23 protein-coding genes are annotated in these 25237 nt (G+C 35.2%); 6 read left to right on the forward strand and 17 right to left on the reverse strand.

The features are described from left to right. Positions 1 to 3 precede the first annotated feature (3 nt). Together EV197_RS11735 and EV197_RS11740 are read right to left on the reverse strand one after the other, a co-directional pair. On the reverse strand, positions 4 to 1416 hold the full coding sequence (locus EV197_RS11735) for a glycogen synthase (protein ID WP_130286951.1): 1413 nt from the start codon (positions 1414 to 1416) through the stop codon (positions 4 to 6). A gap of 190 nt (positions 1417 to 1606) precedes the next feature. After that, complete coding sequence (locus EV197_RS11740; RefSeq protein ID WP_130286952.1) at positions 1607 to 2935, reverse strand: cation:proton antiporter domain-containing protein; 1329 nt, start codon at positions 2933 to 2935, stop codon at positions 1607 to 1609. A 127-nt stretch (positions 2936 to 3062) separates the two neighbouring features. Between EV197_RS11740 and EV197_RS11745 the strand changes: the two genes are divergently transcribed. Both EV197_RS11745 and EV197_RS11750 read left to right on the forward strand, forming a co-directional pair. Continuing rightward, positions 3063 to 3938, forward strand: coding sequence for a pirin family protein (locus EV197_RS11745; RefSeq protein WP_130286953.1), 876 nt, complete (start codon positions 3063 to 3065; stop codon positions 3936 to 3938). 156 nt (positions 3939 to 4094) lie between these two features. After that, positions 4095 to 4616: a hypothetical protein gene (locus EV197_RS11750; protein ID WP_130286954.1), complete on the forward strand. Its 522-nt coding sequence runs from the start codon at positions 4095 to 4097 to the stop codon at positions 4614 to 4616. 156 nt (positions 4617 to 4772) lie between these two features. Here the strand turns inward: EV197_RS11750 and EV197_RS11755 are convergent, their stop codons facing one another. The 3 genes from EV197_RS11755 to EV197_RS11765 all read right to left on the reverse strand — a co-directional run bounded on the left by EV197_RS11755 (position 4773) and on the right by EV197_RS11765 (position 6312). Beyond that, positions 4773 to 5336 (reverse strand): hypothetical protein, encoded by a 564-nt coding sequence (locus EV197_RS11755; RefSeq protein ID WP_242610722.1) that lies wholly within the window; start codon positions 5334 to 5336, stop codon positions 4773 to 4775. A 134-nt stretch (positions 5337 to 5470) separates the two neighbouring features. Beyond that, entirely contained in the window at positions 5471 to 5944 is a 474-nt protein-coding gene (locus EV197_RS11760) for an Hsp20/alpha crystallin family protein (RefSeq protein ID WP_130286955.1), read from the reverse strand. Between the two features lie 143 nt (positions 5945 to 6087). Continuing rightward, positions 6088 to 6312: a (4Fe-4S)-binding protein gene (locus EV197_RS11765; protein WP_130286956.1), complete on the reverse strand. Its 225-nt coding sequence runs from the start codon at positions 6310 to 6312 to the stop codon at positions 6088 to 6090. 198 nt (positions 6313 to 6510) lie between these two features. Between EV197_RS11765 and EV197_RS11770 the strand changes: the two genes are divergently transcribed. From EV197_RS11770 to EV197_RS11780, 3 genes are all read left to right on the forward strand, one after another. Further along, positions 6511 to 7095: a DUF4494 domain-containing protein gene (locus EV197_RS11770; protein WP_130286957.1), complete on the forward strand. Its 585-nt coding sequence runs from the start codon at positions 6511 to 6513 to the stop codon at positions 7093 to 7095. 79 nt (positions 7096 to 7174) lie between these two features. Beyond that, entirely contained in the window at positions 7175 to 7369 is a 195-nt protein-coding gene (locus EV197_RS11775) for a hypothetical protein (protein WP_130286958.1), read from the forward strand. A 271-nt stretch (positions 7370 to 7640) separates the two neighbouring features. After that, positions 7641 to 9506 (forward strand): mucoidy inhibitor MuiA family protein, encoded by a 1866-nt coding sequence (locus tag EV197_RS11780; RefSeq protein WP_130286959.1) that lies wholly within the window; start codon positions 7641 to 7643, stop codon positions 9504 to 9506. Between the two features lie 71 nt (positions 9507 to 9577). On the opposite strand, the gene EV197_RS11785 is transcribed toward EV197_RS11780, so the two are convergent. After that, positions 9578 to 10216, reverse strand: a complete 639-nt coding sequence (locus tag EV197_RS11785; protein ID WP_130286960.1) for an SDR family oxidoreductase — start codon at positions 10214 to 10216, stop codon at positions 9578 to 9580. A 524-nt stretch (positions 10217 to 10740) separates the two neighbouring features. Between EV197_RS11785 and EV197_RS11790 the strand changes: the two genes are divergently transcribed. Further along, positions 10741 to 12609: a hypothetical protein gene (locus tag EV197_RS11790; protein WP_130286961.1), complete on the forward strand. Its 1869-nt coding sequence runs from the start codon at positions 10741 to 10743 to the stop codon at positions 12607 to 12609. Between the two features lie 758 nt (positions 12610 to 13367). Here EV197_RS11790 and EV197_RS11795 read toward each other — a convergent pair. The 11 genes from EV197_RS11795 to hsdR form a co-directional block, all read right to left on the reverse strand. Then, positions 13368 to 13838: a GIY-YIG nuclease family protein gene (locus tag EV197_RS11795; protein ID WP_130286962.1), complete on the reverse strand. Its 471-nt coding sequence runs from the start codon at positions 13836 to 13838 to the stop codon at positions 13368 to 13370. A gap of 80 nt (positions 13839 to 13918) precedes the next feature. Beyond that, the gene (locus EV197_RS11800; RefSeq protein ID WP_130286963.1) at positions 13919 to 14395 is read right to left on the reverse strand and encodes a hypothetical protein; all 477 of its coding nucleotides are present in this window, start codon (positions 14393 to 14395) and stop codon (positions 13919 to 13921) included. 80 nt (positions 14396 to 14475) lie between these two features. Then, positions 14476 to 14910, reverse strand: a complete 435-nt coding sequence (locus EV197_RS11805) for a hypothetical protein (protein WP_130286964.1) — start codon at positions 14908 to 14910, stop codon at positions 14476 to 14478. A gap of 3 nt (positions 14911 to 14913) precedes the next feature. Further along, positions 14914 to 15390 carry a hypothetical protein gene (locus EV197_RS11810; RefSeq protein ID WP_130286965.1) on the reverse strand — a complete coding sequence of 159 codons (477 nt, stop codon included), beginning with the start codon at positions 15388 to 15390 and terminating at the stop codon, positions 14914 to 14916. Continuing rightward, the gene (locus EV197_RS11815) at positions 15372 to 16043 is read right to left on the reverse strand and encodes an Nmad2 family putative nucleotide modification protein (protein ID WP_130286966.1); all 672 of its coding nucleotides are present in this window, start codon (positions 16041 to 16043) and stop codon (positions 15372 to 15374) included. Before EV197_RS11815 ends, EV197_RS11810 begins: the two co-directional genes overlap by 19 nt. Then, positions 16040 to 16882, reverse strand: coding sequence for a GIY-YIG nuclease family protein (locus EV197_RS11820; protein WP_130286967.1), 843 nt, complete (start codon positions 16880 to 16882; stop codon positions 16040 to 16042). The genes EV197_RS11815 and EV197_RS11820 overlap by 4 nt, the downstream gene beginning before the upstream one ends. Positions 16883 to 16903: 21 nt before the next feature. Continuing rightward, positions 16904 to 17482, reverse strand: a complete 579-nt coding sequence (locus EV197_RS11825; RefSeq protein ID WP_130286968.1) for a hypothetical protein — start codon at positions 17480 to 17482, stop codon at positions 16904 to 16906. Between the two features lie 32 nt (positions 17483 to 17514). Next, positions 17515 to 19248 carry a hypothetical protein gene (locus EV197_RS11830; protein WP_130286969.1) on the reverse strand — a complete coding sequence of 578 codons (1734 nt, stop codon included), beginning with the start codon at positions 19246 to 19248 and terminating at the stop codon, positions 17515 to 17517. A 4-nt stretch (positions 19249 to 19252) separates the two neighbouring features. Further along, entirely contained in the window at positions 19253 to 21355 is a 2103-nt protein-coding gene (locus EV197_RS11835) for a restriction endonuclease subunit S (RefSeq protein ID WP_130286970.1), read from the reverse strand. Beyond that, the gene (locus tag EV197_RS11840; RefSeq protein ID WP_130286971.1) at positions 21355 to 22779 is read right to left on the reverse strand and encodes a class I SAM-dependent DNA methyltransferase; all 1425 of its coding nucleotides are present in this window, start codon (positions 22777 to 22779) and stop codon (positions 21355 to 21357) included. The genes EV197_RS11835 and EV197_RS11840 overlap by 1 nt, the downstream gene beginning before the upstream one ends. Further along, a complete protein-coding gene (gene hsdR / locus EV197_RS11845; RefSeq protein WP_130286972.1) occupies positions 22780 to 25149 on the reverse strand; it encodes an EcoAI/FtnUII family type I restriction enzme subunit R in 2370 nt (789 codons plus the stop codon). Positions 25150 to 25237 lie beyond the last annotated feature (88 nt).

Consider the following 25237-nt stretch of genomic DNA (forward strand, 5'->3'; position numbering starts at 1 on the left):
TGGTTATTTAAGAGATTGATATAAGTTGATATATTCCTCTGCTGACCGATCCCAAGAGTGATCGATTTTGATTATTTTTTTCTGAATTTTTTTGAACTGTTCCTGATCCTCATATAAGGAAACCGCACGTTTAATGGAATAACAGACATCCCATACTAAGGCTTGATCATGACAAATGCCAAAACCATTATCTCCGATATCCACTACCGTATCTTGTAATCCTCCTGTTCGTCTTACAATAGGAATACAACCATAACGCAAGGCATACATTTGATTGAGTCCACAAGGCTCTACCCGAGATGGCATTAATAGAAAATCAGCTCCTCCATAAATGATATGCGATAATTCTTCATCATACCCGATATACGTGTTGTAGCGTTTGGGGTACCTTCCTTTTAACTTCAATAATTGTTGCTCTACTTCTGTTTGTCCAGACCCTAAAATAAAGAGTACCGGTTCTGGAGTTATAGCTAATGTTTCCTCTACTATCGCTGGTAGTAAGTCTGCTCCTTTCTCTCCTACCAATCTACCAATGAAAGCGAATAAGGGGCGCTCCGGATCCAGGTCATAATGCTCACACAGCCATTCTTTATTCTTTCCTCGACCTGCTGTGAGATTTCGAGAACTAAAATTTTTAATAAGCATAGCATCGTTCTGCGGATCCCAAAAATCCGTATCTATTCCATTTAAAATCCCAGTACATTTTTTACTTTCCTTCTGCAATAAATCTTCTAAACCATTGGCTGATTTTTTCAGTTCTTTCATATAATTAGGCGAAACGGTTGTTACACTCCAGGCACATTTAATACCTGCCGCTAAAGGGTTGATACTGCCATGCCAATCTAGGAGTCCTTTGGCTTCGTCTGTAATCGCAGGGAATTTCGCTATTTCGTTAAACCCGAAATGACCTTGATATTGTGCATTATGTATGGTGAGTACGGTGGGTATAGTTTTTAATGCCTTGAATTCTTCGGTACTTGTCATTAAAAAAGGGAGCAATGCGGTATGGTGATCATGACAGTGCAAAAGGTCATAGGATTGGGATTGACCGTTTATTAACCAATCTAAGACAGCGTATTGAAACGCTAAAAATCTATCGGTATCATCGGGATAAGAATATACTTGGGGTCTAAAGAGTAAATCCGGTATATCTACAAAAAAGATTTCAAAGCCTAAGCCTGTATTTTCAAGTGTTTTGATGGTATAGGCAACTTCTTTTGCATTTACTGTATAGGACCCTTGAAAGTATATACTAAAACTGTTGTCTCTTGTAAATTTTGTATCATAAAAGGGCATAATTACGTGCGATTGGTGACCCAAACGATTTTGATACTTTGGTAAGGCGCCTACCACATCGGCAAGCCCTCCTACTTTTGCGACAGGATAACATTCAAAACTAGTATGAATAATATGCATAGAACAAGAGAAATGAGTTTTATGATGAAAATTGTGTTTACTCCTGTTAAAGCTATGAAAATATCATAACATAAGCGAGGCGATACTGCTAAAAACAATAGGAATTAATGAATATTTAATAAAAAAGGAAAACCCTTTTCATTAATCCTATAAAACAATCCCAGTGTTATGGATCAACATTACCCTTCATTTAATGTTCGTGTGGATCATCACCTAACAGATCTTCTTGGGTATTTGGTGCATTGTTTTCATCAGATATATCGTCTATATCCGTAGTGGTATCTACCAAATGCGATGCTAAGTTATCCGATGTGGCTACTTGCATCGCTTGTTGCTTTTTGTCCCTAATCATCCCTAATGTCATGATGATACTGGTAGCTATAATAACAAATAGCAATATTCCGGCTTCAAAACCAGGGATTAAGGCCTCCTCTGGGATGGCATAGAATAACAATACCGTAATTAATCCTCTAGGCGCTATGAATACCTGCGGACTGATATCTTTTCCAAAAAATACACGAAGTATTCCATAACGAATCAGGTAAATCGATATAATGATTAACAAACTTATTAAGGTTACTTTTAAATTTAATAAAGAAGAAAGCGCGATGGTAACACCAAAAATTACGAAAAATAAAGTACGCACTACAAAAGCCGTTTCTGCCGTAATAACGTGTAACTCATGATAGATTGATTTTGCCTTTTCGAAGTGTAAGAATTTATGCAAAGGTCCTCGAAAGAATAATTTCATATTAGCGATGACCAATCCAAAGATAAGAATGATAATCAAAGACGATAAATGCATCTTTTTGCCTAAAGCATAGAGTAATAAGAGTACCGCAATAAGCAAAAACAGTTTAACCTGACTTTTGATTCGTTGAAAAATTAAAATAATACCATAACTAGCGATTAAAGAGATGACAATAGTGAGCACTATATTAAAGGCAAAACCCACTACTCCACCATCTTCCGCTGGATTTAATCTACCGGTCAAAAAATAAAACATCATAATACCTAAAATATCCGAAAAGGTGCTTTCATAGATATGGAATTCTTTTTTCGCTTCTGCTAATCCGCTTACACTAGGTATGATAATCGCACTAGATAATATGGATAAAGGCGTAGCATATAACCAGGCCGATTGCATGGTCATTCCTTCGATAAGGGCTTTTAAAATTACAGCTGCTATAAAGGTACTAGCAATGAGGCCAATTAGCGCTACTGTGAATGCTTTTAGAATAGGGATCAGCTTATCGCGCTTTAATTTTAATTCCAACGCTGCTTCGAGCACAATCATAATCAGTCCTACAATGCCCAGAACTTCTAATGCCGGAAAAAAATCAATCGGGTCTGCTGCACTGCCAACGGCTTTAATTACATATTGAATGATCACCCCAAGAATGATTAACATAAGTACCGCAGGAATATTGGTTTTCTTTGAAATACCATTAAAAATAAACGATAAGATGATGATGAGGGATACTTCGATAATGACATTATACGACGAAAATAAATCCATAGTGGTTGTGGGTTAGCGTGTGTTTTGCTTGAAAAGATACTAAAATAATACTTCCTTCTTAGTATCTATTTAACGTTTTGTTTTGGCTAAAAGTGTATTTTTAACTGGTAATAAAATAAAGTACGCTATGTCAAATCAGGGCTTAATTATTGAAGAACGCAGTAGAGATATCGGTAACTTTTTGGTTGGTAGGTTATTACCCTTTAGAAAAAAGCGAATGGTCGGACCTTTTATATTTATTGACCATATGGGCCCATCAACACTAAAGCCTGGTGCCTATATGGATATTGACCAGCATCCGCATATTGGTTTATCCACCTTAACTTTTATGCTCGAGGGCGAACTGATGCATCGGGATAGTATGGGTACAGTACAACGCATTGCTCCGGGTTCGGTGAATTGGATGGTAGCGGGTAAAGGGGTAACCCATACCGAGCGCACGCCACAAGAGTTGCGAGATGGTCGATCGTTTACAGCCCACGGCTATCAAATATGGGTGGCATTGCCAAAGGACCAAGAAGACATTGCACCCGAATTTCATCATCTCGATGCTTCTCAATTACCAAAGTGGAAAGATGGAGACACGGAATTTACCTTAGTTGCAGGTAAAGGATTCGATCGAGAGTCTCCCCTACCCGTACATTCTGAGTTGTTTATGGTAGAGCTTAAAACGAAAGCATCATATGCGCTTCGGATTCAAGATCAATTAGAAGGCGAAATAGGTGTCTGTGTGGTGACCGGAAGTGTAACGGCCTGTGATGAAGAAATTAAAGCAGGTAATATGCTAGTCTCTAAAACGGAAAATTTATGTGAGCTTCAGGTACACGCGGATACCCATATCTTTTTGTTTGGTGGCACCCCTTTTGAAGAAGAAAGGCATATGTTTTGGAACTTTGTGTCGCATAGCAAAGAAAAATTAGAAGAAGCCAAACAACGTTGGATTAACAAAGAATTTCCTGCCGTCCCTGAAGACGACACCTATGTTCCGTTGCCTGGTGCTTAGTATAGGGCAAGAACTATGACAGCATGGAACTATTTTCCTTGCGGCATCTCGTTTAAAATTTATTAGGTGAACTGTATTCTAAAACGATAACTATTAATCCACGTACGGATTTTACATCCGCACTAGCTCTATTAGAAGAGAGATTAAACGATACTTATGAAAATATTTAAAATTCTTGCTATAATTTATCTAGTAACTAGCTGTAACAATCAAAATTCAGTACTAAACTCAAGTAGTGCTATTAATGGAGAGTCTTTAAAGAAGCTATTTATAGATTGTCTAAGCAAAACTTATTATTTAGAAGAGTATAGAAAAAGAAGTCTCATAGATATTCTAAATAAAATCAAACCTGAAGACTTATCAAATATTAAAAAAGTTCTACGAAAGGAAATTACTATTGAGATAAAAAATGAAAATTATGTATTCGAGTTTTCTCAAGGTGAAGTTCCAGGCATAAGATTATATTATATAGTAAATGATGTAAAAAATAAAAATTCACTAGCTTATATTGATTTGTTAAAAAACAAAAGCAAAATCATTATTAATGAGAAAGAACCGATAAGTATAAAAGAACTTCTAAATGTACAGCTTATTAATAGTACTAGTTTGAATGATAATATAAGAGTATTAGTTAGTATTGAAGAAAATCAATCTTATTGTTCCGTTGGTTATTTTTAAAATGAAAAGAGAACAAATACTACATAGTTTAAATTGTACCTATACCCGATCCCCGCTAGGTATAATAAGATTGAATTTGATATTAGATCTGGATTAGGGTTTCATAAAATTTAGAATCCAATACGCAAAGTTAGTATATTATAGTATGAGATGATTTTACACCAACTCGCGTCGTAGCTCGTTTAAGGTAATGTTGGTTGTGATGAGTTTGGTAATTACTTCTTTTCTAAATTCCTCCAGATCCTCATACTCATAATACTTTGCCCATTTATAAGTTTCGAGTAGATTTTTAATCTGTTTGATCAATTTACGAGTGGCATCTGCAGTGCGAAGTACTGCTACGCCATCATATGCGGGATTATCCTTATGCATATAAGAAACTTTCTTATCCTCAAAATCTACTACGATATAATAAGCGTCTTCGGTGGTTAGATTTTCTCTAAAGTCTTCCCACTCCGCAAATCCTAATTTAAGATCATCAAATTCTGCAGGATAATCAGAGTCCAGTCGCCAATGACAGGTGGCTGCTCTACCCCAGTGATTTGCCAAGCGATACACCCCTTTGGTTGTATAGTAGTAGCTACTACCCGATTCGCTTTTATAGTTAGGTTTTCGTTTTACGATTTTATACAATGGAGCGCCTTTAAATACACAATAAGTGTCTTTAAAAAAATTATGGCGATTGTATTTCTTTACTTTTTTTGAGTCGCTTTGTTCCAATAGTCCCTTTTTTTCCGATGGCAAAGTACTTATAATTTTAATGGAATCGAAAATGAAGTTTTTAACAAACTATCTACAAAAAAAAATAACCTATGCGTTTTGCATAGGTTATACAGCTTTTTCTACTGATTTGTTTAGTTGGTCGAAAACTCTTTACCAGCAAGTTGACGTTTCTTGGTCACTTTGATGTTTTTTGGTGGTTTAGGTTTAGCCTCTTCTTTTTTAGGGATAGCAAGGGTTAGTACTCCCTGATCATATTCTGCAGTAATTTCATCTTCTAAGACCGTGTCTGGTAGTGTAAACGAACGACTAAAGCTGGTGTAGTTAAACTCGCGTCTGGTATACTTATCCTCTTCTTTGGTCTCGCTACTTGTTCTTTTTTCTACTGCAATGGTCAAGGTGCTATTTTCAATACTGATATCAAAATCGTCTTCATTCATCCCCGGTGCTGCCACCTGAATTTCAAAGTTGTCGTCTAGTTCCCTGATGTTAATCGCAGGAACTTTAGTTCCGGTATCGATCATATTTTTCTGACCATACCACTCATCGTCAAAAAAATTCTCCATAAAGCTAGGATATAATCCTGCTGTTCTTCTTAATAAACTCATATGTCTAGGATTTAAGGGTTAAACAAATATTTATTTTAAAATATATTTTATTCCTAAAAAAATGTGTTCATTTCCTATTTATATTGATTGAAATACGATGCGTTAATTCTAACATTCACCATCCTAAACGCAAGGCTATCCCTTTAACTATATAACTCGTAGGATAACGCCCCAGAAGGACATGTATCAATCTGATCAATCAATTGTTGTTTTGTTGCATTTTCAGGTTTGATCCAGGGCTTTTCTTTTGGGTGGTACACCTTGGGTAAGGTTTTCACACATATCCCTGAGTGTATACATTTTCCTGGTTTCCAAACCACGGTAAGATCTCCATTTTGGTACTCCTTTCGGATATCATTTGATGCCATAATAAAAGTGATTGTGTTACTTATTTATACTATTAAAGATACGAATTTTAATTCTGAATAGCTACCCTAACCTACTCAATTATAGCCCTTTTTTTTAAGATCAAAAGAGGGATTCGGTTTTGTGAATATCTTCTTTGATAAACCACAAGCAAGCTGTGTAAATAATTATATTTTTGGCCACCCAAAAACAAATGAATTATGAGTGCAATATGGTACGAGTGTAAAATCAAATACAGAAAAACTGATGATAACGGAGTTCAAAAAATGACTACGGAACCGTATTTGGTGGATGCCATGTCTTATACAGAGGCAGAACAACGAATAACTGAAGAAATGTCCGCATATATTAGTGATGAATTTAAAATCACTAATATCAAAGTAGCCAATTATGCCGAGATCCATCCTTTCGAGAATTCGGACCGTTGGTTTAAGTCCAAAGTATCCCTTATAGCTTATGACGAAGAAAGTGGTAAGGAGCGAAAGTCGAATATGTATCTGTTGGTACAAGCTAATGATGTAAAAGAGGCGTTTGACAATACCAATCAAGCGATGCAAAATACAATGGGTGATTATACGATCCCAGCGATTGCAGAATCTCCTATTATGGATGTGTTTCCTTATTTTTCTGGCGAAGAAGCCGAAATGGATAAGGTTGAACGATTTATTGAGGTAAAAAATGATAAACCTATAGAGGAACCTATAGCTAGTGCAACATCTGAAGACGAATCAGAAAATCTTCAGGAGGTACTTACTGAAGCTGAGAATGTTACATTATACAAGTAAAAATAGTTAGTAAAAGCTTTTTAATTTTTAAATTGTTCTTTTAGTTTTGGGTCACATTTTAACATTTAAAACCTAACACATGATGACTCTTAAAGAGCTTAAGAAATTTCAAATTTCAAGAACGGAATTAAAATCAATTAACGGTAGTAGCAAGGATGTTGATATCTGTGATGCTGTGAACAAATGCATGCAAACCGCATTCAACAACGGTAACACATTTTTAATTCCGGTATGTGAAGAAACGCTAGATCCTAGCCATAGCTGTAGAGGTTAAGCTCAGGACATTTGGTAACACATCAGCCTTCCTAATCAGGGAGGCTGTTTTTTTTTGGCTATATATCTTAATAGTTAAGCTTTATTCATGCCAGTATGGTCTTCAAAATTAAGAACGTCACCTCACCTCACCATATCTTTATGCTTCTTTCTGCATAATTCTTTTTATGATACCTAGTTGCCTAACCAAAAAGGAGCATTCACGCATTAGCCATTGCAGTATTCGAGTAATACGTACTTCTTTGTGCGTATAAAACTTTAAAATACTCACTATGCAACGTATCTTACTCTTAATAGGTTTGATTTCCTTAACCCTACACGCTAACACCAAAATACAACAACCCAATTCAACCATTGAAAAAGTTACCGTCTACCTAAGTGCGGCCAAAATCGAACGCGTGGCCAAGTTGAATCTGCTTAGCGGACAAAACACTATCGTTTTAACAGGTCTTTCGCCTTTAGTAGATGAAAATAGCATTCAACTTACTGGTTTAAAAAACACCTCGGTTACTTCCATTTCGTTTGCTAAAAATGCCATGGCGAAAAAAGCATTTTCTGATCGATATCTGCAATTAGAACAGGAACTACTGCTGTTGAACAAACAATTTAATACACTTGAAAGTGAGTTGAAAGGATTGGAACAAGAGCTACAGTTGTATCAAAACAACCAACAATTAAAAGGGAATGACCAAAGCCTATCCTTACAACAAGTAAAAGACATCGCGGCCTACTACAGTGAGCGCATTAAAAGTATTGAACAGCAGAAATATGATATAGCACTACAAAAGGATAAGCTGGGCAATACGATAAACGATGTAACCCTCGAAAAGAATAAAGCTCGTACACAAGCAGAAGAAGAAAGAGGCGAAATTATAATTGAATTACAGGCTCAACAGCAGACCCAACTAAGTTTGGGAATCGGTTATATTGTAAGCGGGGCAGGTTGGGTGCCAGGATATGAACTCAGGGCGACTACGGTTGATCAACCCTTATCCTTAGCCTATAAAGCTACCGTATATCAATTATCGGGTACGGATTGGAACGATGTCAACCTGGTTTTATCCACAGCAGATCCTTATATGAATACCACCAGGCCAATCATTGCACCAAAATTTTTAAATTTCACCTATGGCCGGTATACGCGAGGTGTAGCAAAAGCATCTTATGCCTATAAATACAACCCATTGGTAAAACGGGTAAGCGGTGTGGTTACTGACGAACAAGGTCTACCCCTACCTGGTGTAAATGTAGTGGTCAAGGGTACCACAACAGGAACGCAAACGGATAGTAATGGGCAGTATAGCCTTGATAATTACACCGGACAAGAATTAGTCTTCTCCTATCTAGGTTTTCAAACAGTAACTCTTCCTATTTATGCATCCCATATGCCAATTCGAATGGAATCTGATAATGAACTTTTAGAGGAAGTTGTAGTTACTGGTTATTCGTATTCTAGTCGTTCTCGCTATCAAAAAGAAAAAGAAGCGAAAAACTTAGAGAACTTTCAGGATGTTGCGGCCACTACAGAAAGTTTAATTGCTAAATCTTTCGTATTGAAGAATAAATATTCGATACCCTCAGGTAACGAATCTACGCATGTTGCTATTGATCAGTATGAGCTAGCTGCCCATTATGAGTATTATGCGGCACCAGAGCTCAATGAAAATGTATTTCTGACCGCATCTATTCAGAACTGGGAAGAATTAGACCTACTGGCAGGTGAAGCCAAAGTATATTTCAACGGTAATTATGCAGGCAAATCCTATATCGACCCTATAGCCATTGCCGACAGTTTAACCGTATCTATGGGTGTAGATCCTTCCATCGTTATCAAACGCGAAGAACTTAAGAATCAAAAAGCAACCTCATTTATGGGATCCAATAGAATCGTGGATAAAGCCTATTCAATTCAATTAAAAAATAATACAACAAAAGCGGTATCAATTATCATTGAGGATAGAATACCGGTTTCACAAGACAAAGAAATCAAGGTAGATGATCTAGTTACCGGTACGGCAACCTATACTTCGGATACGGGTATCCTACAATGGAAATTGACCTTGCAACCCAAAGAAAAGGTATCAAAATCCTTCTCCTATCGGGTAAAATATCCTAAACAGCAACGTATCAATTTATAAAGTACCAACAAATAAAAGCATCAAGATACATTCTTGATGCTTTTTGTGTTTTGCTTGTGTGAAGCCTATTTTTAGATGCTTTCTTCAGTTTGTAATACATTTTCAATACGTCGTTCTCCATTGAGGATTTCAAATACCTCACGATTGGCGACATCCTGATCTAAGCTGTGGACAAGCACTTTGGCTACATCTCCTCTTGGTATTGACCCAGATCGATCATCAAGGTATTCACTAATTCTAATTTTTCCGGTGGGTGTATCATTACTCAATGCACCTGGACGTACAATGGTAAAATCTAATCCGCTGTTGCCAAGATATTCGTCCGCATCTCTTTTGGCTTGCAAATACTCTCGTAATTCAGTTGCCTTCTGTGGGTTATGCGCTCCAATAGAACTTAGCATCACAAACTTTTTTACTTTGTGGCGTTTGGCAGCATCGATCATTTTCATAGCACCTTTTCGGTCTACCGCATCCAAGGCTTTTCCTTTCGACCCTGCTGCAAAGATCACTTTATCCACTCCTTCGGTGGTGTTGGTCACCTCTTCTGATAAATCCGCCAGTACCGTTTTTATCCCTTTTTGCTCAAACTGTGTTTGCTGCTCAGGTTTACGGACCATAGCCACAGGTTCGTAGTTTTGATGATTATACAATTCATTAATGACGTTATTTCCGGTGGTGCCTGTTGCACCGACTACTAGTATTTTTTCCATATTTATAATTTACGATGAAACCATTGATTTTACAAGGAAAACAGCGGTTTTAACCCACGTTTAACAGGGAGTAGTTTCTGGTTTGTGGTTTGTGGTCTGTGAGTATGTGAGTATGTGAGTATGTGAGTATGTGAGTTTTCGGTTTTTAGTTTTTAGTTTGAGGTTGACAATTGAAGAATTCAATATTTTTCTCGTCAATAACTACTGCTTACTTCGCACTTAATACTACCCGGTTCTCCTTTTTGGTAAACAAATAGAATGTTAAATTTTCTGTTTCTTCAGATTTTCAGATTTTAAAAATGCTTTAAGTTGTGATGTAGCAAAGCTTCCGAAATGTTACGCCTCTTCACCGACTGAAGATTTCCTTTACACTAAAAAAAGTGAATCCCCTCTTCCTAAATGGGGTATACACCCCTATCCTTAAGCCGGTAATGCTATTACTTTTACAATCACCTACTTAGCACTATAGATCTCCATGAATTATGTAAATAAACAAACACTAATTAACTTTTAAAACCAGTATCATGGGAATTATTTTTAAAGGAAACCTTACCGGGGCATTATGTAAGGATTGTAAAGAACCGTTACTAGGTTCTGTAATACGTTTTTATCGCGTGGATAACATCAACAGTGATATACTAAGTCACGTTGCCGCTGATCCTAAAGAAACGATTCGGATCTTAGATGAAAAAGAAATCAAAGTCAAAAGTAAATTGTTGGTTGCTGAAGCTAAAATTGATGAAAACGGAGACTATAGCACAGTGATTAAGGGCAATGAACAATATGATGGTCCATTAACTATTGATATCGTAACCCATAGAGTCTATCAGCAAAAAAGCAAAGATAGAGACCCTATTCAATTTACAATAACCACTGTTCAACCTCGATGGACACAGGATGATCAAGACAACCTTATCTTTAATTGGAAGTATTGTATACAAAGTCGTTTTTGGTGTCATATACGCGAGCTATTTGACGCCTGGGTGATTTGTGGTAGACTCTTAAATTGTAAAGAAAAAAACACACCTATCCCAGGGATTACTGTTATTGCTATGGATGATGATTGGATCACTGATGATACCTTAGGCAGCGCGGTAACGGATGGTTCAGGACATTTTAGAATTGATTACACCAGTAGCGATTTTAAAAAGACATTCTTGTCTCCTGTAATCAATGTAGAAACACCTTTTCCTCCCTTTAACAGTGGACCGGATGTGTATTTTAAATTGGAGCTGGCAGGAACGCCGATTGCGTTTGAAAAACCATCAGATAAGCGCAATAATGTAGGACCTTGCTTATGTGTTCAATTATGCCTGGATACTATTGACATACCAGATGTACCTATCCCAGCCTCCTTTACCCATTTTGGTCGTACACGCAAGATTGGAATTCAAAGTGAAATCAATAGTGCTAATGGTAAAACACAGCGCACTGGATTTGAGGGATATGCCTTTTATGGTTCGGTATTTATGATTGGTAGTCTCACCAAAAGATTGAACAATCAGCCGATGGAATATTTGTTTGAGTATCAAAAAGTAGCTACACCTACTACACCGTTGAGTGCTAGCGGTTGGTTACCAGTAAAAAACAATATGATACCCGAAACGGTGATTGGTAATTTAATCACCCTAACCAGTGATCCTATGAATCCGGTGGTGAAAGAACCGGTGTATATCAATCCTGTGGGTACCGGAAAAACGGAGGTTACCTACAATGGAGATTGGATCAAGGTACCACAGAATGCTAATTTTGAGGCACATCAAGATGCTGAAATTCTTAGGATCAATACCAATCTGATTGATACCCGACCGGATATAGATATGAGTGCACCCACCGCAACAATTGGTAGTGCCACCACAGCTACCAATCCACGCAGGCAGAATGAGTATGTGGCGATCCGTATGAAACAACGCGAAGAAAATAATCCAGCATCCGAAGTTGTTGCCGGTACTTCTAAAGCTATAGCACTATTTAATGTACGCTATGACAACGTCAATAAACACGGTAGTTGGGCACCAAGCACAGCAAGCAATCAAGTGGCTGCGGTATCGGTAGATATTGACGAAATCCTTTCGGGGTCTACCGGATGTAATAAAATTACGGAAGATCTTAATGTAAGATATACTGCACGACACGAAAACCTTGGCAGTGTCGCCTTGAGTATCGTAGGACCAAAAAAACCGGGGCAAAACTTTAGCTTTCCCGCAATCAGCCTAATGTCTGAACCTGAAACTTTTGGCACCACTCAATTGCAATTTACGCCAAGTGGTCAATCCGTAAAGGATTTGCTGCCCTGTGCCTACACTATAACGCTTTCGGCCACCGTAAAACTTACCACTGGAGATGGTGAACCAGGACCGATCAATGATTTTATATCGTTCTGTAAGTCGTAATGAAATTATCGCCTTTAAACAACTAACCGCTGAGTTTTCGGGGGTTAGTTTTTTTTATTCAATTTCTGATTTAGGCTTTAGGAACATAGCTCTTATGCACTAGGAATTTTTAAATGTAACACGCAAAATGTAAAAGTTTAAAGTGAAAGACATTAGATTAGAGCCAAAAGCCATAAGTAATTAGGTTGAGTCGTTGAGGCTGTGAGTATGTGAGGCTGTGAGTATGTGAGTCTGTGAGGCCTTGAAACTGTGGATTAATGCTTACGCAACTCCTAACTCTTAACTCCTAATTTACTACTTACTACTTACTACTTACTACAAATTACTGAACTGTCAGGTCGAGTGAGCTGCGAAGCAGGTTGTATCGAGACCTAGTTATTAGTTCGTGAGCATGTGAGTTTATGAGTATTTGAGCTACTGAGATGATACTTCGATTTTTCAACTCGGGTTCAAAGCTTAAGCTGTTTATTCTACTTACTTAGTACTACCTACTTTGTACTAATTACTAAACATGTCAAGTCGAGTGGGTTGCGTAGCAGGTTGTATCGAGACCCATTAGTAGTTGATAATTGTTTTAATTCATTATAGGTTCCCCTTTTTGATGAAGCATACAAAACACCCATCCCCAACCCTTCCTTGCTAAGGAAGGGAGTCTGCCTGGTACTCCTATCCCCTTGATGGGATTATATACGATTAAACAAAAACAGTTGTCATCCCAGTGCAGACTAGGATCCATTAGTGAAGATGCTTCTACTTTATTAGAATTTATATTCTTTTTTGCATCGCCCAACCCTTCGACTAAGTTTATCCTGAGCCGTGTCGAAGGGCTCAGTGACCGCTTGATTTTCGTTTTCATTGTTCACCCTTCGACTGCGCTCAGGGTTCGAATTTTGCTCCGATGCCTGAGCGCAGTCGAAGGCGGAGGAATATCGTTCTAACCAATGTGTTTCGTTCTGGCATTCTGATAATTTATGTAATTCATCGACTTCTCCTTTAATCAATGCTTCTTTCTTGGCCCTACTCCAACCTTGAACTTGCTTTTCTCTGTAGAAAGCGGTATCGATACGATCATACTTTTCATAATATACCAAAGTTACCGGTAGTCTCTTTTTGGTATGATTGGCTCCTAAGCCATTTTGATGTTCTGCGATTCTTTTTTCAATATCTTTTGTACTCCCAGTATAGTAGCTACCATCAGCACATTCTAATATATACATATAACCTATCATACCAATAATTTTACAATTTGTTAGCAATTCTTGGGTGTGTGTCTATACCTCCTAAAGAACACTACACTACATCTATAGCCCTAGTAGTCTGCGTTACGCTTTGCGTACTGTTTGGATTTGCGGCGCAGCAGTCGGATCTCCTTGCGCTGCACGGATGATAAGACTTGATTCCGGGTGCAGAGATCGGTTTGTAAGAATTGTTTGTTGTTGATGGACATATAAGAGCTATACACTACATACGCCTTACCTTTGGTAAAAGAATAACCACAAGCCGAACTACCGCGAAAAGAACTTACGGTAATGGTATCCTCTTTTGTATTGCCTTTAAATATTTTAGTAATCTTAAAGGTATATCGAATGACATCCATGGATGATTGCCTTTGAGTTTTTTGGGCGTCTTCGATTTTAATGACCTCGCCGGTGAATACGACGTCTGCCCTATCGTAATGCTTGGTAACGGATGCTTTTAGGTTTTCTTTTGGGCTGCAGGTACAGGCTAGTAGTGAGCCATAGCTGCTTATAAAGAGTAAAATTATTAAGTAGTGCTTAGTTTGCATTGTATTGTAATTTAGAGATTTTATAATTTCTTAGCATTGAAGATGTACTTTGATTGCTAAATCCTATTTATAACTATAATTTATTTTATCCTTTTCATTTCAAAAGGACCTTGTAAGACTTCCTCAAGATAATCGTTGCCAAAGAATATCTTATCAAGCACTAGCTCCCAATTACCTTGAAAATCTTGTGAGTCCGGATCATAAAACCCTGTATAGTGGATATCAGGATGCTCCTTGTTTTTATCAACGATAAGTACACCTTCTTCATTTCTATAATAGCTGTAGGGATACTTAAGTATAAAACTAACCATATTTTCTTCAAAAAAACCAGTAACCATAGCGGGTTGATCAAACACCTCTTTTGATTCGTCATCTACCGAAGTACCGAAAAAAGATCCTTCTTTTTCTTCAATCTGCATAATAAAGGGAACTTCGATATGTTGCACTAAATTTGAATGGTCCTCTAAGTAGCTAAATGATCCTTGCCAGGTTTGTTTGGTATTTTCTAATTTCATTGTTTAGTTTTTAAATCCATTCATTATACTTATTCTTACTATAAACCCTTCACTTAAATCACCAACAATATTAAGGCCATTGTCTAGCCTTATGATTACGTGATCTTTATCAATTTCATTTTTTGACGTCCAATCCAGCTGTAGGTGATTTAGTAGTCTGATTAATTCATGAAGTTGAGTGTCTTGATCTAGAGAGAAGTCCTCAAATAATGAAATGTCATATTTCTTATACTCAACATCTTGTAGAAGGATTGGTGTCTCAATGAGTGGGAATTCTATAGACAGTTCAGTGATAATATTCTTTGTATATCCATATCTATAGTATTCATAATACACATATCCATTTTGATGATCTCCAACTATTTCTGTAGGCTCACCTAGAGCAGTTATAAGATTAGAAAGTGTTGTGCCTATTTCTATACCGTTTAGCGTCTTACCTATTTTAAAAAAGTTAAGCATAGCTAGCAAATGGGTGAACATTCTTTATCTACTTTACCCTCTTCTTCTCGCTTATCAGCACATATGGATACACAATTATGATCAGAGAAATCTATTTCTAACTGTGGTTTGGCATTTAGCATTGCTGATTTGTCAATAGTTTCAATCCAATCAATAAAATCTTTCATATATGGGTTATTAGCGTTAGACTTATGACCCTGCACCTGATGAATAATAGGCTTTAGATTAGATTTTAAATCTATAGCCTGATCTCCAAAATAATAGTAGTGCGTAGATAATAGAACATTTTTACCTCCAAGGTCTGTTTTTATATTATTCTTATTATGAACTCCAGCTCTTTGTAAAACCTCTTTATTACTATAATCATAAATACAGTCTCCTAATCTTCTTCTAAAATCCGAATGTGTTATGTTGGGTATTTTTTTAGGTAAATATGTTTTGCAATATTCATCGTATTCTTTTAAAGTTTTGACATCTGTTATTTTCATAGCATATACTACTTTACCAGAATAGTCTTTACCATTGACATTTTTAGAACCTAAACCTACGACCCAATCACCGATCTCGGCAACTGATCGGATTCTCGGTTTACAAATTGCCAAGGTACAGACCCCAAAAAATGGATTGGGTGCAGCGCCATCGTCTACTGGAATACAATAGGTAAATAGTCTCATTTTCTTTTTAATTCATCTAAGGTTCTACCTTGTTTATCTTTCCATGTTGTCCAACCGTTAGCTCTACGGCCCAATACCGTAACTGCCGCTGTACTTGGAGAATTAAAGATATGATCTGATTGAAATACAAGATTATTGCCCACTTGGATTATAACCTTTTGCTCTAAGAGTTTTTTTCGTAATCCTGCTGCCCAATCATCTTTTTGGCCGTGGGTCTTGGAAGAACAAATACTGTCTTTATGTACTAATAACCCTTCGTCTGTTAACTCCGCTGTAGCATTGGCATCATTAATCTGGCAGTAGAACAACTCTTTTTTATCTTTTGATTTACGCTTTTCTTCAAATATAGGATAGCCTAGCGTAGCTAATAAGACTTTGATAGTTTCAAAGTTATCTAGCAGGTCATACTCTCTACTCTCTGATAAAGATGGTTTACGAGAACCTGTATTGTTATCCAACTCGTATCTATTGATATGTTGCGCCTGCTCTATACAGTAGTATTCTAAGAATTTACCATCTGTCTTGGTATATTCATCAGTTTTTGTGGCAATAACCACAGCGTGTGTCCAGAAATCTTTAGATCTGTTATGACTTAGTATGCGTGAATAGCAATCCTCTCCCTCTCCGATATATACAATAGACTTAGCATCCTCTTCACTGTTACCAAAAAGAAAATATACTCCAGTAAAATGTATCAAATCCCGTTTTGCAACCTCCTGTAATTTATTACGGGGGAATAACAAGGCTTTTACCAACCGATTAGTAATCTCCGCTTCTTTTATGCTGGTGGGTGAACCGTCTGGCAAGAAGATTTTTATGGTTTGTGGTCTGGAACTCATGCTTATAGTTAATTTAGGGTACTAAGAAGTTGTAAATACATCTCCATACTTTTTTAAAAACTGACCAAAGGCAAAGAATGCTTTGTCCATTGCTCTTAAATCTTTAAAATCACTTTTTTTTATGAATTTGCAATACTCATTAAAATAAAACGCCTCTTTATTTTTATTACTTATAGACGAATTAGAAATATTAGACCAATCAAGATCATTAATAAAAAGATAGGTTCTATGGACATGTTGATCATAAATGGGATACTCATTTGGTTTTATAACATGTAGTAAGAAAATCTTCCATACAGCAGATAAATTATAAAACTCTACTTTAAAAGTTTTTAAATCAAGATTTTTCTGCGTTTTAAGATCATTAATAATATTAATCTTTGAAAGTACTTTATTTTCTAATGAATCATTCTTAGCGGTACTCAAATTCATACCATTTTTCCATTCAAATAAACTTTTGATGTCATCTTCATCAAACTCGTCTTTGTGAATTGAATTAGAGTACTTATACTCTAAAGGATAAGAGTATAGTTTAGACCAGGAAGCAATAAATTCATCTAAGTTAATAGTGGTAGTAAAATCTAATTTTATCAAATTCATTAATTGTTTATTTTTTATTCAATAAGCATGTTTTACTTACTAGAAAATCTTCTAAAGCCTTTTATTATTTGAAAAATCAGTATTCCTAAAATTAGTCTATGCAAAAAATCTAAGAAGTATAAAAAAGCTATGTCGTTATACCCATAAACTGAACTGAATTTACGTGCTGGGTTCAACATTTGCCAGTATACGTCAAAATTATTCCAGAATTCACATAATGTTGTAGATAAGTCCTCCCAATTAGTAGCTGGAGTATAATTTATTTTCTTTGAAAACAAAGGTAATTCAATGATATAAAATGCTAGCGTTAATAATAAGGTAATCCAAACAGGTTTCCACCAACTTAAACCATAGTTATTAGTTTGGTTTACCTTCATTATTATTTTGTCTGGCAAACTATATTTTCCTCCCTCTTTATCGATTGCATTCAATTCATTTCTATAAGCTCTCATTTCTTTAGCTTTAAACTCCAAACTATCAATTTGATTACCTTGAGATATTAATGATTGTTTAATTTGTCTATATACCTCTCTTATTCTTCTAAAACTTTTAGAAGAATTTAAGACTAATGAATCAATTCTTATTTTACTTTCATCAAACCATATTACATTTATTGTTACAATATCATTTAATGAAGTATTACTGAAGTTTATGAAATCAAAAGAATTAAAATTAAACTCATTAAACTTAGAATTTCCGAAATCTGTATTAGCTGCTATTATAAAAGTTTCTTCATCGCTGTCTTGATTTGCTCCGCTTTGGTCAAAAGTAACGTTCGCGAAATTTGAAAAATCATTAAAAGTTAATTTTTCAAATAACGTATTTGTAAATATCAATTTTAAATTTTGATTAATACCAGAGATATTGGTAGACTTAATTTTCCATCCGATAAAACGTAATACTCCTGCAAAACTAGTTGTAATTGGTAGTTTTAATTCTAGCAACTCCTTACCCATGCCGTCGAATTCAAAACCTTCAATTAAATTGACATCCGTGAGATATAATTTATTCAAATAAGTTTCTCTAACCTGCGCATTATCAAATCTGTTTTCAAGCCTAGCCTTTTTTTTAAAAGTATCCCCGTGTAAATTAAAAGCTGAAATTTTACTTGCTTTTATTTCAAATGTATCTTCAAAAGTATTATAGTTTAAGGTTAGGCTGTTTTGTATTTCAACATTCCAAAGATTAACATTATCGGTAAATGTTGATTTTAATAGAGAAATATCCCCTATCAATGAATTTATACGCAACGACTTAACAGTGGATCTTGACTGTATGATTAAAGAAGTAATTTTTGAAAGATTAATATCGAATAAATTTGATATTTCACTGCCACTAATCTTAAAAGTACCTTTAAGCGAAGAATTGTAATACATAACCTTTTCAACAACAGAATGCTCAGAAATGGTAATACCTCTCTGCAAATTACAACCATCAGCGAAACTTATATTATTTGCTTTACAATCATAAAATGAAATTACAGAATTGCTGTCATTTATATTGTGACTATAATTTTCTGAAGTTATTCCTCTAAAAATTATCCCTGCATTGAACGTACAATTATGAAATACCAAACCAGAATTAACCTCTCCATAAATACTAACATTTCTAGTAAATATTGTATTTTTTATTATACCTAATTCCCAGGTGATATTTTCCACGTTTAAAATTACGTCTTGATTAACAGTGTATGAAGAACTGGAATTCATCCTACCTTCCGATAAACGGTGTATAAAACTATCTGCTGTTATTAAGGAAGAATCCATATATTCAATTTATCAATTCTTTATCCCAATTTAGCTTTAATACTAAATCTAGCATTTTTTTAGTATTGTTCTTGGTGAATTTTTCTGCTTTTGTAGTATGGTTGTCTTGATTTATCATCCAGAGTTCCATATATCCATAAATAGTTTCCAAATCTGTTGACTGGGTATCTAAGATTGATTTACAAACGGTGTTCAATAATTCTATCTGTTCTGTTTTTCCTTTAATAAGTGGCATTTTGTATACTCTGATGATATCCTCAATAGCATTAACAAAATCTGCATGCTCAGGTTGATTTAACAAAGCAACTATTTCCTTATGTTTATCAGGTTTGATTTTATAAACCTCTCCTTCTCCACTATGAGTTTTGAATAAGTAAGGATTATGATCAAGATCATTAGATAATTCTTTGGAAAATGTACCGTAATTGTAATTTTCAAAAGCATAAGGAATTGGCTGTTTCTTTATTGCTTTTAATAAGAACCCTGTTTTTTGCTTTTCTACTTTACCGTAATTACGATTTAGTAATAATTCTGTTTTTAATGTTGCAATAGCCACTTGAGCATATTTATCCTTATCTGGTAATAGCTCTTTTATGATATCATCCTCTTTTTCATTTTTAGACTCAAACGCTTCTTTTAAAACCGCTTGCATTAGCATATTGGCGTGTTGTTCACTTTGGGTAACTTCTTGCTCTAAAGCATTGCATTTTTGTAGTAAAGCTTGTACTTTTTCTACGATGGCTTTTTGTTCCTCTAAAGGTGGAATTGGAACTAAATGATTAACTATAGTTGTTTTACTTAATTCCGTTTGTTTCGTACTTCCCGAAACTATTAATTTGTCTTGAACTAATTTGGTTGAAAGGTAATAAAGAATATAACTTGGCTTTACTACCAATAGCCTAACAATTGCGACGTGAGAATCAACAACCATTTTGCTATAATTAGTTACGTTCTTAAATTCAATTAATCGTCCAACAGTACCATCTCCAGTTGAATTCCACAACAAATCTCCATTTTGCAAAAACCTTTCCTCTGTATATTTATCCAATGTATTTTCATTTATAAATCTAGCTTTATTAAAATCAAATCTTCCCCATTGAACACATTTTTGAGAAATAACAGGAACATTACTATGCTCAACATATTTTGGTGATTTCCCTCTTTGAATATATTTCGATATTTCACCCAATCTACACCAAACCCAACTTTCAGGAATTTCAAAAGGAATTTCATCTTCTGTGATTGCAGGTAATGGTTTTTCCTTTTTAAGTTTTTTACCCTTTATTAGCTCTTCTTTTTCAGCTTTTATGCGTTCTAATAATTCGCTTGCAGATTCTGTGTTTGGGTTTTGTGCTCGCCATTCTTCGGTTAATTTTCCTTGTATGGCTTCTTGTAAAATGGCTTGTTTTAAATCGTCTGAATATTGAAATTGATTATGAACTTCATCAATAATTATTTTAGATTTAGAATATTCAGACAATGTTAATTCAATCAGATTATATAACTCTTTGTAAGATTCAATTTGTTCACTATTAGATATTCTGACAGCTTCATTTTGAATTGATATATCAACATCTGGTAGTATTAAATTTTTAAGTTTAGTGGCATTTACACTTGGTCTAAACTCTCCTTTATTTAAAGAAACTACCTGAGACCAGTAAATGTAACTATTCAAGAATAAGTTTATGAATTCAGGATTGTTTTGTTCATTAGCTCGCATCCGAATTAAATAGCCAGCAAATACAGAATTTACTGGTGGATTAGAAATCATAAAACTTTTGCCTGTTGTACCACCTGTTCTTGCTACCAATAAATCCTCTGTTTTTAACAAATAAGTATCTTCATCTTTACAATCGCAAAATGGAACACTTTCCCAATCAACTTTCCCATCAGTAATATCACTTATTCGTAGAAACTTATTCTTTCCATTTTTTAAAGCAGAAGCATTATAGCCATATTGTGTATTCACAATTAGATTTTCTAACCTGCAAGTTTTTTCATATTTATCAAATAGATAACGAAGAATAATAGTGTTCTTTATTTGATATTTTATCTGTTCTTCATCAGTCAAGAATGTAAGTGGTATATATTTAAATTTTAAACCCATTATACTAACTCATTTATTAAATTAGTGATAGTCTTTTGACTTGATTTAAGTTTTTCAATCAACTCATCTCTAGAGAACTCAATTACCTCTTCTTTCTCGTAAGGATTTCTAATGTCTAAATTCCAATTGTCTAATTGATTTATATTTACTTTCCAAGCTTGTTCGTTTTCTTCTCGGTTATTCCACCATTTTATTAAAGGTTCAAACTCATTAAATTGTATGGGCTTCGTTTTGGAATAACTTTTTTGACCTTCTGGTAATTTATGCTCGTAATACCATATGTCTTTGGTTTTATTGCCTTTTTCAAAGAACAATAAATTGGTACTTACAGTTGCAGGAAAAAAGGTAGTTTGTGGTAAACGAATAATGGTGTGCAAATTCGTATCTGTCAATAACTTTTCTCTAATTCGAGATTTTACGCCATCACCCGTTATTGAACCATCAGGTAATACAATGGCACAGCGTCCTTTTGGTTTTAACAATTGCAACATCAATATCACGAACAAATCTGCCGATTCTTTACATCTATAGGTTGCAGGAAAGTTGGTTTCTACTCCATCTGCTATACTCGCACCAAAAGGTGGATTTGCCAAAATAACATCTACTTGGTCTTTACGTCCAATACTGTTGTATTCCTTTTTTAAACTATCAATGTAATGATAGTCTGGAATATCCATTTCGTGTAAAATTAAATTGGTTAACCCTAACACATAAGCCACAGGTTTTAATTCCCAACCTGTAATACTGTTTTGCAACGTATGTTCATCATCAACTGTATTTACATAATGTTCTCTAACGTGGTCAATTGCTGCTGTTAAAAATCCGCCTGTACCTGCTGCTGGGTCAAGCACTTTTTCGCCCAATTTTGGGTCGGTCATTTGTGTCATTAACTGCGTAACAGCTCTTGGTGTATAGTATTCTCCTTTATTACCTGCATCACGCAATTCCTGTAAAATGCTTTCGTAAATGTTTCCAAAAATGTGTTTGTCATCAGAATTGTTAAAGTCAATTTCATTGAGTTTGTTAATGACTTTACGCATTTCGTAACCGCTTTTCATATAATTGTTTGAGCCATCAAACACTTCTTTTACTATGGCAGCACGTTTTGGGTTAGTTACGCTTGTTAAATTTCTCAACGTTGCAAACAAACCTCTGTTGTTTTGTGCATTGCTATCTATAAATTCTAATAAATCTTCTCCTGTGATGCCTTCTGGATCGCTTGCCCAAGTTCTCCATTGAAATTTCTCTGGAATTACAGATTGATAATTGTCTTTTAAGATTTCTAATTCTTGGTCTTTATCGTCGATAATTTTTAAAAAGAGCATCCAACCTAATTGCTCTAATCGTTGTGCATCACCAGAAATTCCTCTGTCTTGACGCATTATATTTCTTATGCTGCTTACTACTGCTGCTACGTTTGCCATTTATGCTGTGGTATTGTATAACTGTGATTCTAATTCTTTTAATGCTTTTAAATATTCTGGTTTACCGCCAAAAGATTTAATGAGTTCCATTGCTGTACCTAATTTATTCAACGGGTCCAATTTTAATACTTCTGTGCTTTCAATGGTAAGTAAACCATCTTCTGCATATTTATCGAGCAAACTATTTAAAACCGCTTGAGCTTTGTCTCCATATTTGGTAAAATAGTTTCTCTTTTTTACGTTGTTTGCTCGTTCTTTTCTTGTCAATGGTTTTGCTTCAAAAGCTACGTGACAGATTAAATCAAAAGGGTCAAACTCTTTACCAACTTCATCTTTTAAAGCATCAAAGAAAATCCCTTGTTCTTCTAATTCTTGGATAATTGCTTCTTTTTTTTCTGCATTGTTCCAAGTGTTTAAGAATTTTTCTAAACTTTGATATTGCTTGGTAACGCTATTTTTAGTGTAGTCTTTTAAACTTTCGGTTATGATTTTACCATCATTTCCTAAATATTGTACACGTTCATTTACAATTTTTACTTGAATGCCATCCACTCGAATTTTTTCGCGTCTTGTGTCTTCTTCAATTTCTCCACCACCTTCAATATCTGGAAAATCAACAATTTCACCGTCTATTATATCTGAGATAACTTCTTCTGTGGTTTCATCTTCTGCACCAGATAAGTCGTCATCTTCACCAACTTGTTTTATCATTACTGGGTCGCCATCAAAATCAGGATCTGCGAAATGATCTGTTACATTTCGAAAATCCATAATAGTAAAATAGGTTTTGCCATATTCTTCATTGATTCTCGTTCCACGACCAATAATTTGTTTGAATTCAGTCATTGAACCAATGTTACTATCTAAAACAATGAGTTTACAGGTTTGCGCATCGACTCCTGTAGTCATTAATTTTGAAGTGGTCGCAATAACTGGATAAGGTTCACTTGGGTTGATAAAACTATCCAACTCTCGTTTACCTTCTTCATTATCGCCTGTAATTTGCATTACGTACTTATTGTTTTGGGCAAATAAATCGGCATTGGCGTTTGCCAAAGCGGTACGCATTCCTTCTGCGTGCTCAATATCAATACAGAAAACTATTGTTTTTGCAAATCTATCATAACCTTTTAAGAATTCGGTTATCTTTTTTGCAACCAATTTTCTTCTTTCTTCAACAACAATATTTTTGTCAAAATCTGTTCTATTATAAATTCTATCTTCTACAGTATTACCGTTTTTATCTAAGAAACCTTGTGGTGGTCGCCAACCTTCTGCATCAATGTCTAGGGTTACTTTTACAACTTTGTAAGGTGCAAGGAAGCCATCATCAATTCCTTGCTTTAACGAATACGTATAAATAGGCTCACCGAAATAATCAATGTTTGAAACTTCTGTGGTTTCTTTTGGTGTTGCAGTTAAACCTATGTGAGTTGCCTGATTAAAATAAGCTAAAATCTCACGCCATTTACTATCTTCTTTCGCACTGCCTCTGTGGCACTCATCTATGATGACCAAATCGAAAAAATCAGGACTGAATTTTTTATAAGCATCTTCTGATTTGCTATCCGATAAACCCTGATATAATGCTAAGTAAATGTTGTAAGCAGTATCAATTCTCTTGTGTTTTATGATTGTAAGCGCATCTTTAAAATGTCTAAAATCTCCACGAGCTGTTTGGTCAATTAATGCAGTTCTATCCGCTAAAAATAGAATTCTCTTTTTTGCTCCACTTTTCCAAAGTCGATAAATAATTTGAAAAGCGGTGTAGGTTTTTCCTGTTCCTGTTGCCATTACCAGAAGAATTCGGTCTAAACCTTTAGCAACTGATTCAATAGTTCTATTTACTGCAATTTGCTGGTAATATCTTGGACTACGACCAGATCCATCTTGAAAATAATCTTGTTTGGCGATCTGTTCAACTTTTTCGGTTTCAATTCCTTTGTACTTTTTGTATTTCTGCCAAAGAATTTCAGGACTTGGAAATTCGTCTAAAGTCAGTTCTTTTTCAATTTCTCCGTCTGTTGCTGTTTTGTCGTGAAAGTAAAATCCATCTCCATTGCTACTAAACACACAAGGAATATCTAGAATATTAGCATACCCTAACGCTTGTTGTATTCCACTTTTTACTGAATGCTTATTATCCTTTGCCTCAATTATAGCAACAGGGACATTTGGTTTATAGAATAAAATATAATCTGCAAATTTTCTCTTTCCTCTAGCAGTCAGTTTTCCTTTCACGTAGATCCGACCATCTGTAAAAAAAACTTCGCGTCCTAATTGTGTTTGTTCATCCCATCCTGCTTTTAGTATGGAAGGTGTAATGTATTTAGCAGAGATATCTGCCTCTGAAAGATCTTTCTTGTTCAAAGTTGGTATATTTTATTTGGGGATAATTAAGACCTATGCAATATAAGATTATTTATAGTATTTTAAAAACAACGCCGATTTGTCAATT

The sequence above is a fragment of the Aquimarina brevivitae genome (assembly GCF_004216895.1).
GTDB classification, from domain to species: domain Bacteria; phylum Bacteroidota; class Bacteroidia; order Flavobacteriales; family Flavobacteriaceae; genus Aquimarina; species Aquimarina brevivitae.

Coding starts and splice junctions, on each gene's coding strand:
- EV197_RS11790 (WP_130286961.1), top strand. CDS start 10,741: ATGGGAATTATTTTTAAAGGAAACCTTACCGGGGCATTATGTAAGGAT.
- EV197_RS11830 (WP_130286969.1), bottom strand. CDS start 19,248: ATGGATTCTTCCTTAATAACAGCAGATAGTTTTATACACCGTTTATCG.
- EV197_RS11760 (WP_130286955.1), bottom strand. CDS start 5,944: ATGAGTTTATTAAGAAGAACAGCAGGATTATATCCTAGCTTTATGGAG.
- EV197_RS11750 (WP_130286954.1), top strand. CDS start 4,095: ATGAAAATATTTAAAATTCTTGCTATAATTTATCTAGTAACTAGCTGT.
- EV197_RS11825 (WP_130286968.1), bottom strand. CDS start 17,482: ATGAATTTGATAAAATTAGATTTTACTACCACTATTAACTTAGATGAA.
- EV197_RS11745 (WP_130286953.1), top strand. CDS start 3,063: ATGTCAAATCAGGGCTTAATTATTGAAGAACGCAGTAGAGATATCGGT.
- EV197_RS11795 (WP_130286962.1), bottom strand. CDS start 13,838: ATGATAGGTTATATGTATATATTAGAATGTGCTGATGGTAGCTACTAT.
- EV197_RS11805 (WP_130286964.1), bottom strand. CDS start 14,910: ATGAAATTAGAAAATACCAAACAAACCTGGCAAGGATCATTTAGCTAC.
- EV197_RS11770 (WP_130286957.1), top strand. CDS start 6,511: ATGAGTGCAATATGGTACGAGTGTAAAATCAAATACAGAAAAACTGAT.
- EV197_RS11820 (WP_130286967.1), bottom strand. CDS start 16,882: ATGAGTTCCAGACCACAAACCATAAAAATCTTCTTGCCAGACGGTTCA.
- EV197_RS11775 (WP_130286958.1), top strand. CDS start 7,175: ATGATGACTCTTAAAGAGCTTAAGAAATTTCAAATTTCAAGAACGGAA.
- EV197_RS11835 (WP_130286970.1), bottom strand. CDS start 21,355: ATGGGTTTAAAATTTAAATATATACCACTTACATTCTTGACTGATGAA.
- EV197_RS11810 (WP_130286965.1), bottom strand. CDS start 15,390: ATGTTCACCCATTTGCTAGCTATGCTTAACTTTTTTAAAATAGGTAAG.
- EV197_RS11840 (WP_130286971.1), bottom strand. CDS start 22,779: ATGGCAAACGTAGCAGCAGTAGTAAGCAGCATAAGAAATATAATGCGT.
- EV197_RS11765 (WP_130286956.1), bottom strand. CDS start 6,312: ATGGCATCAAATGATATCCGAAAGGAGTACCAAAATGGAGATCTTACC.
- EV197_RS11740 (WP_130286952.1), bottom strand. CDS start 2,935: ATGGATTTATTTTCGTCGTATAATGTCATTATCGAAGTATCCCTCATC.
- EV197_RS11735 (WP_130286951.1), bottom strand. CDS start 1,416: ATGCATATTATTCATACTAGTTTTGAATGTTATCCTGTCGCAAAAGTA.
- EV197_RS11800 (WP_130286963.1), bottom strand. CDS start 14,395: ATGCAAACTAAGCACTACTTAATAATTTTACTCTTTATAAGCAGCTAT.
- EV197_RS11815 (WP_130286966.1), bottom strand. CDS start 16,043: ATGAGACTATTTACCTATTGTATTCCAGTAGACGATGGCGCTGCACCC.
- EV197_RS11785 (WP_130286960.1), bottom strand. CDS start 10,216: ATGGAAAAAATACTAGTAGTCGGTGCAACAGGCACCACCGGAAATAAC.
- EV197_RS11780 (WP_130286959.1), top strand. CDS start 7,641: ATGCAACGTATCTTACTCTTAATAGGTTTGATTTCCTTAACCCTACAC.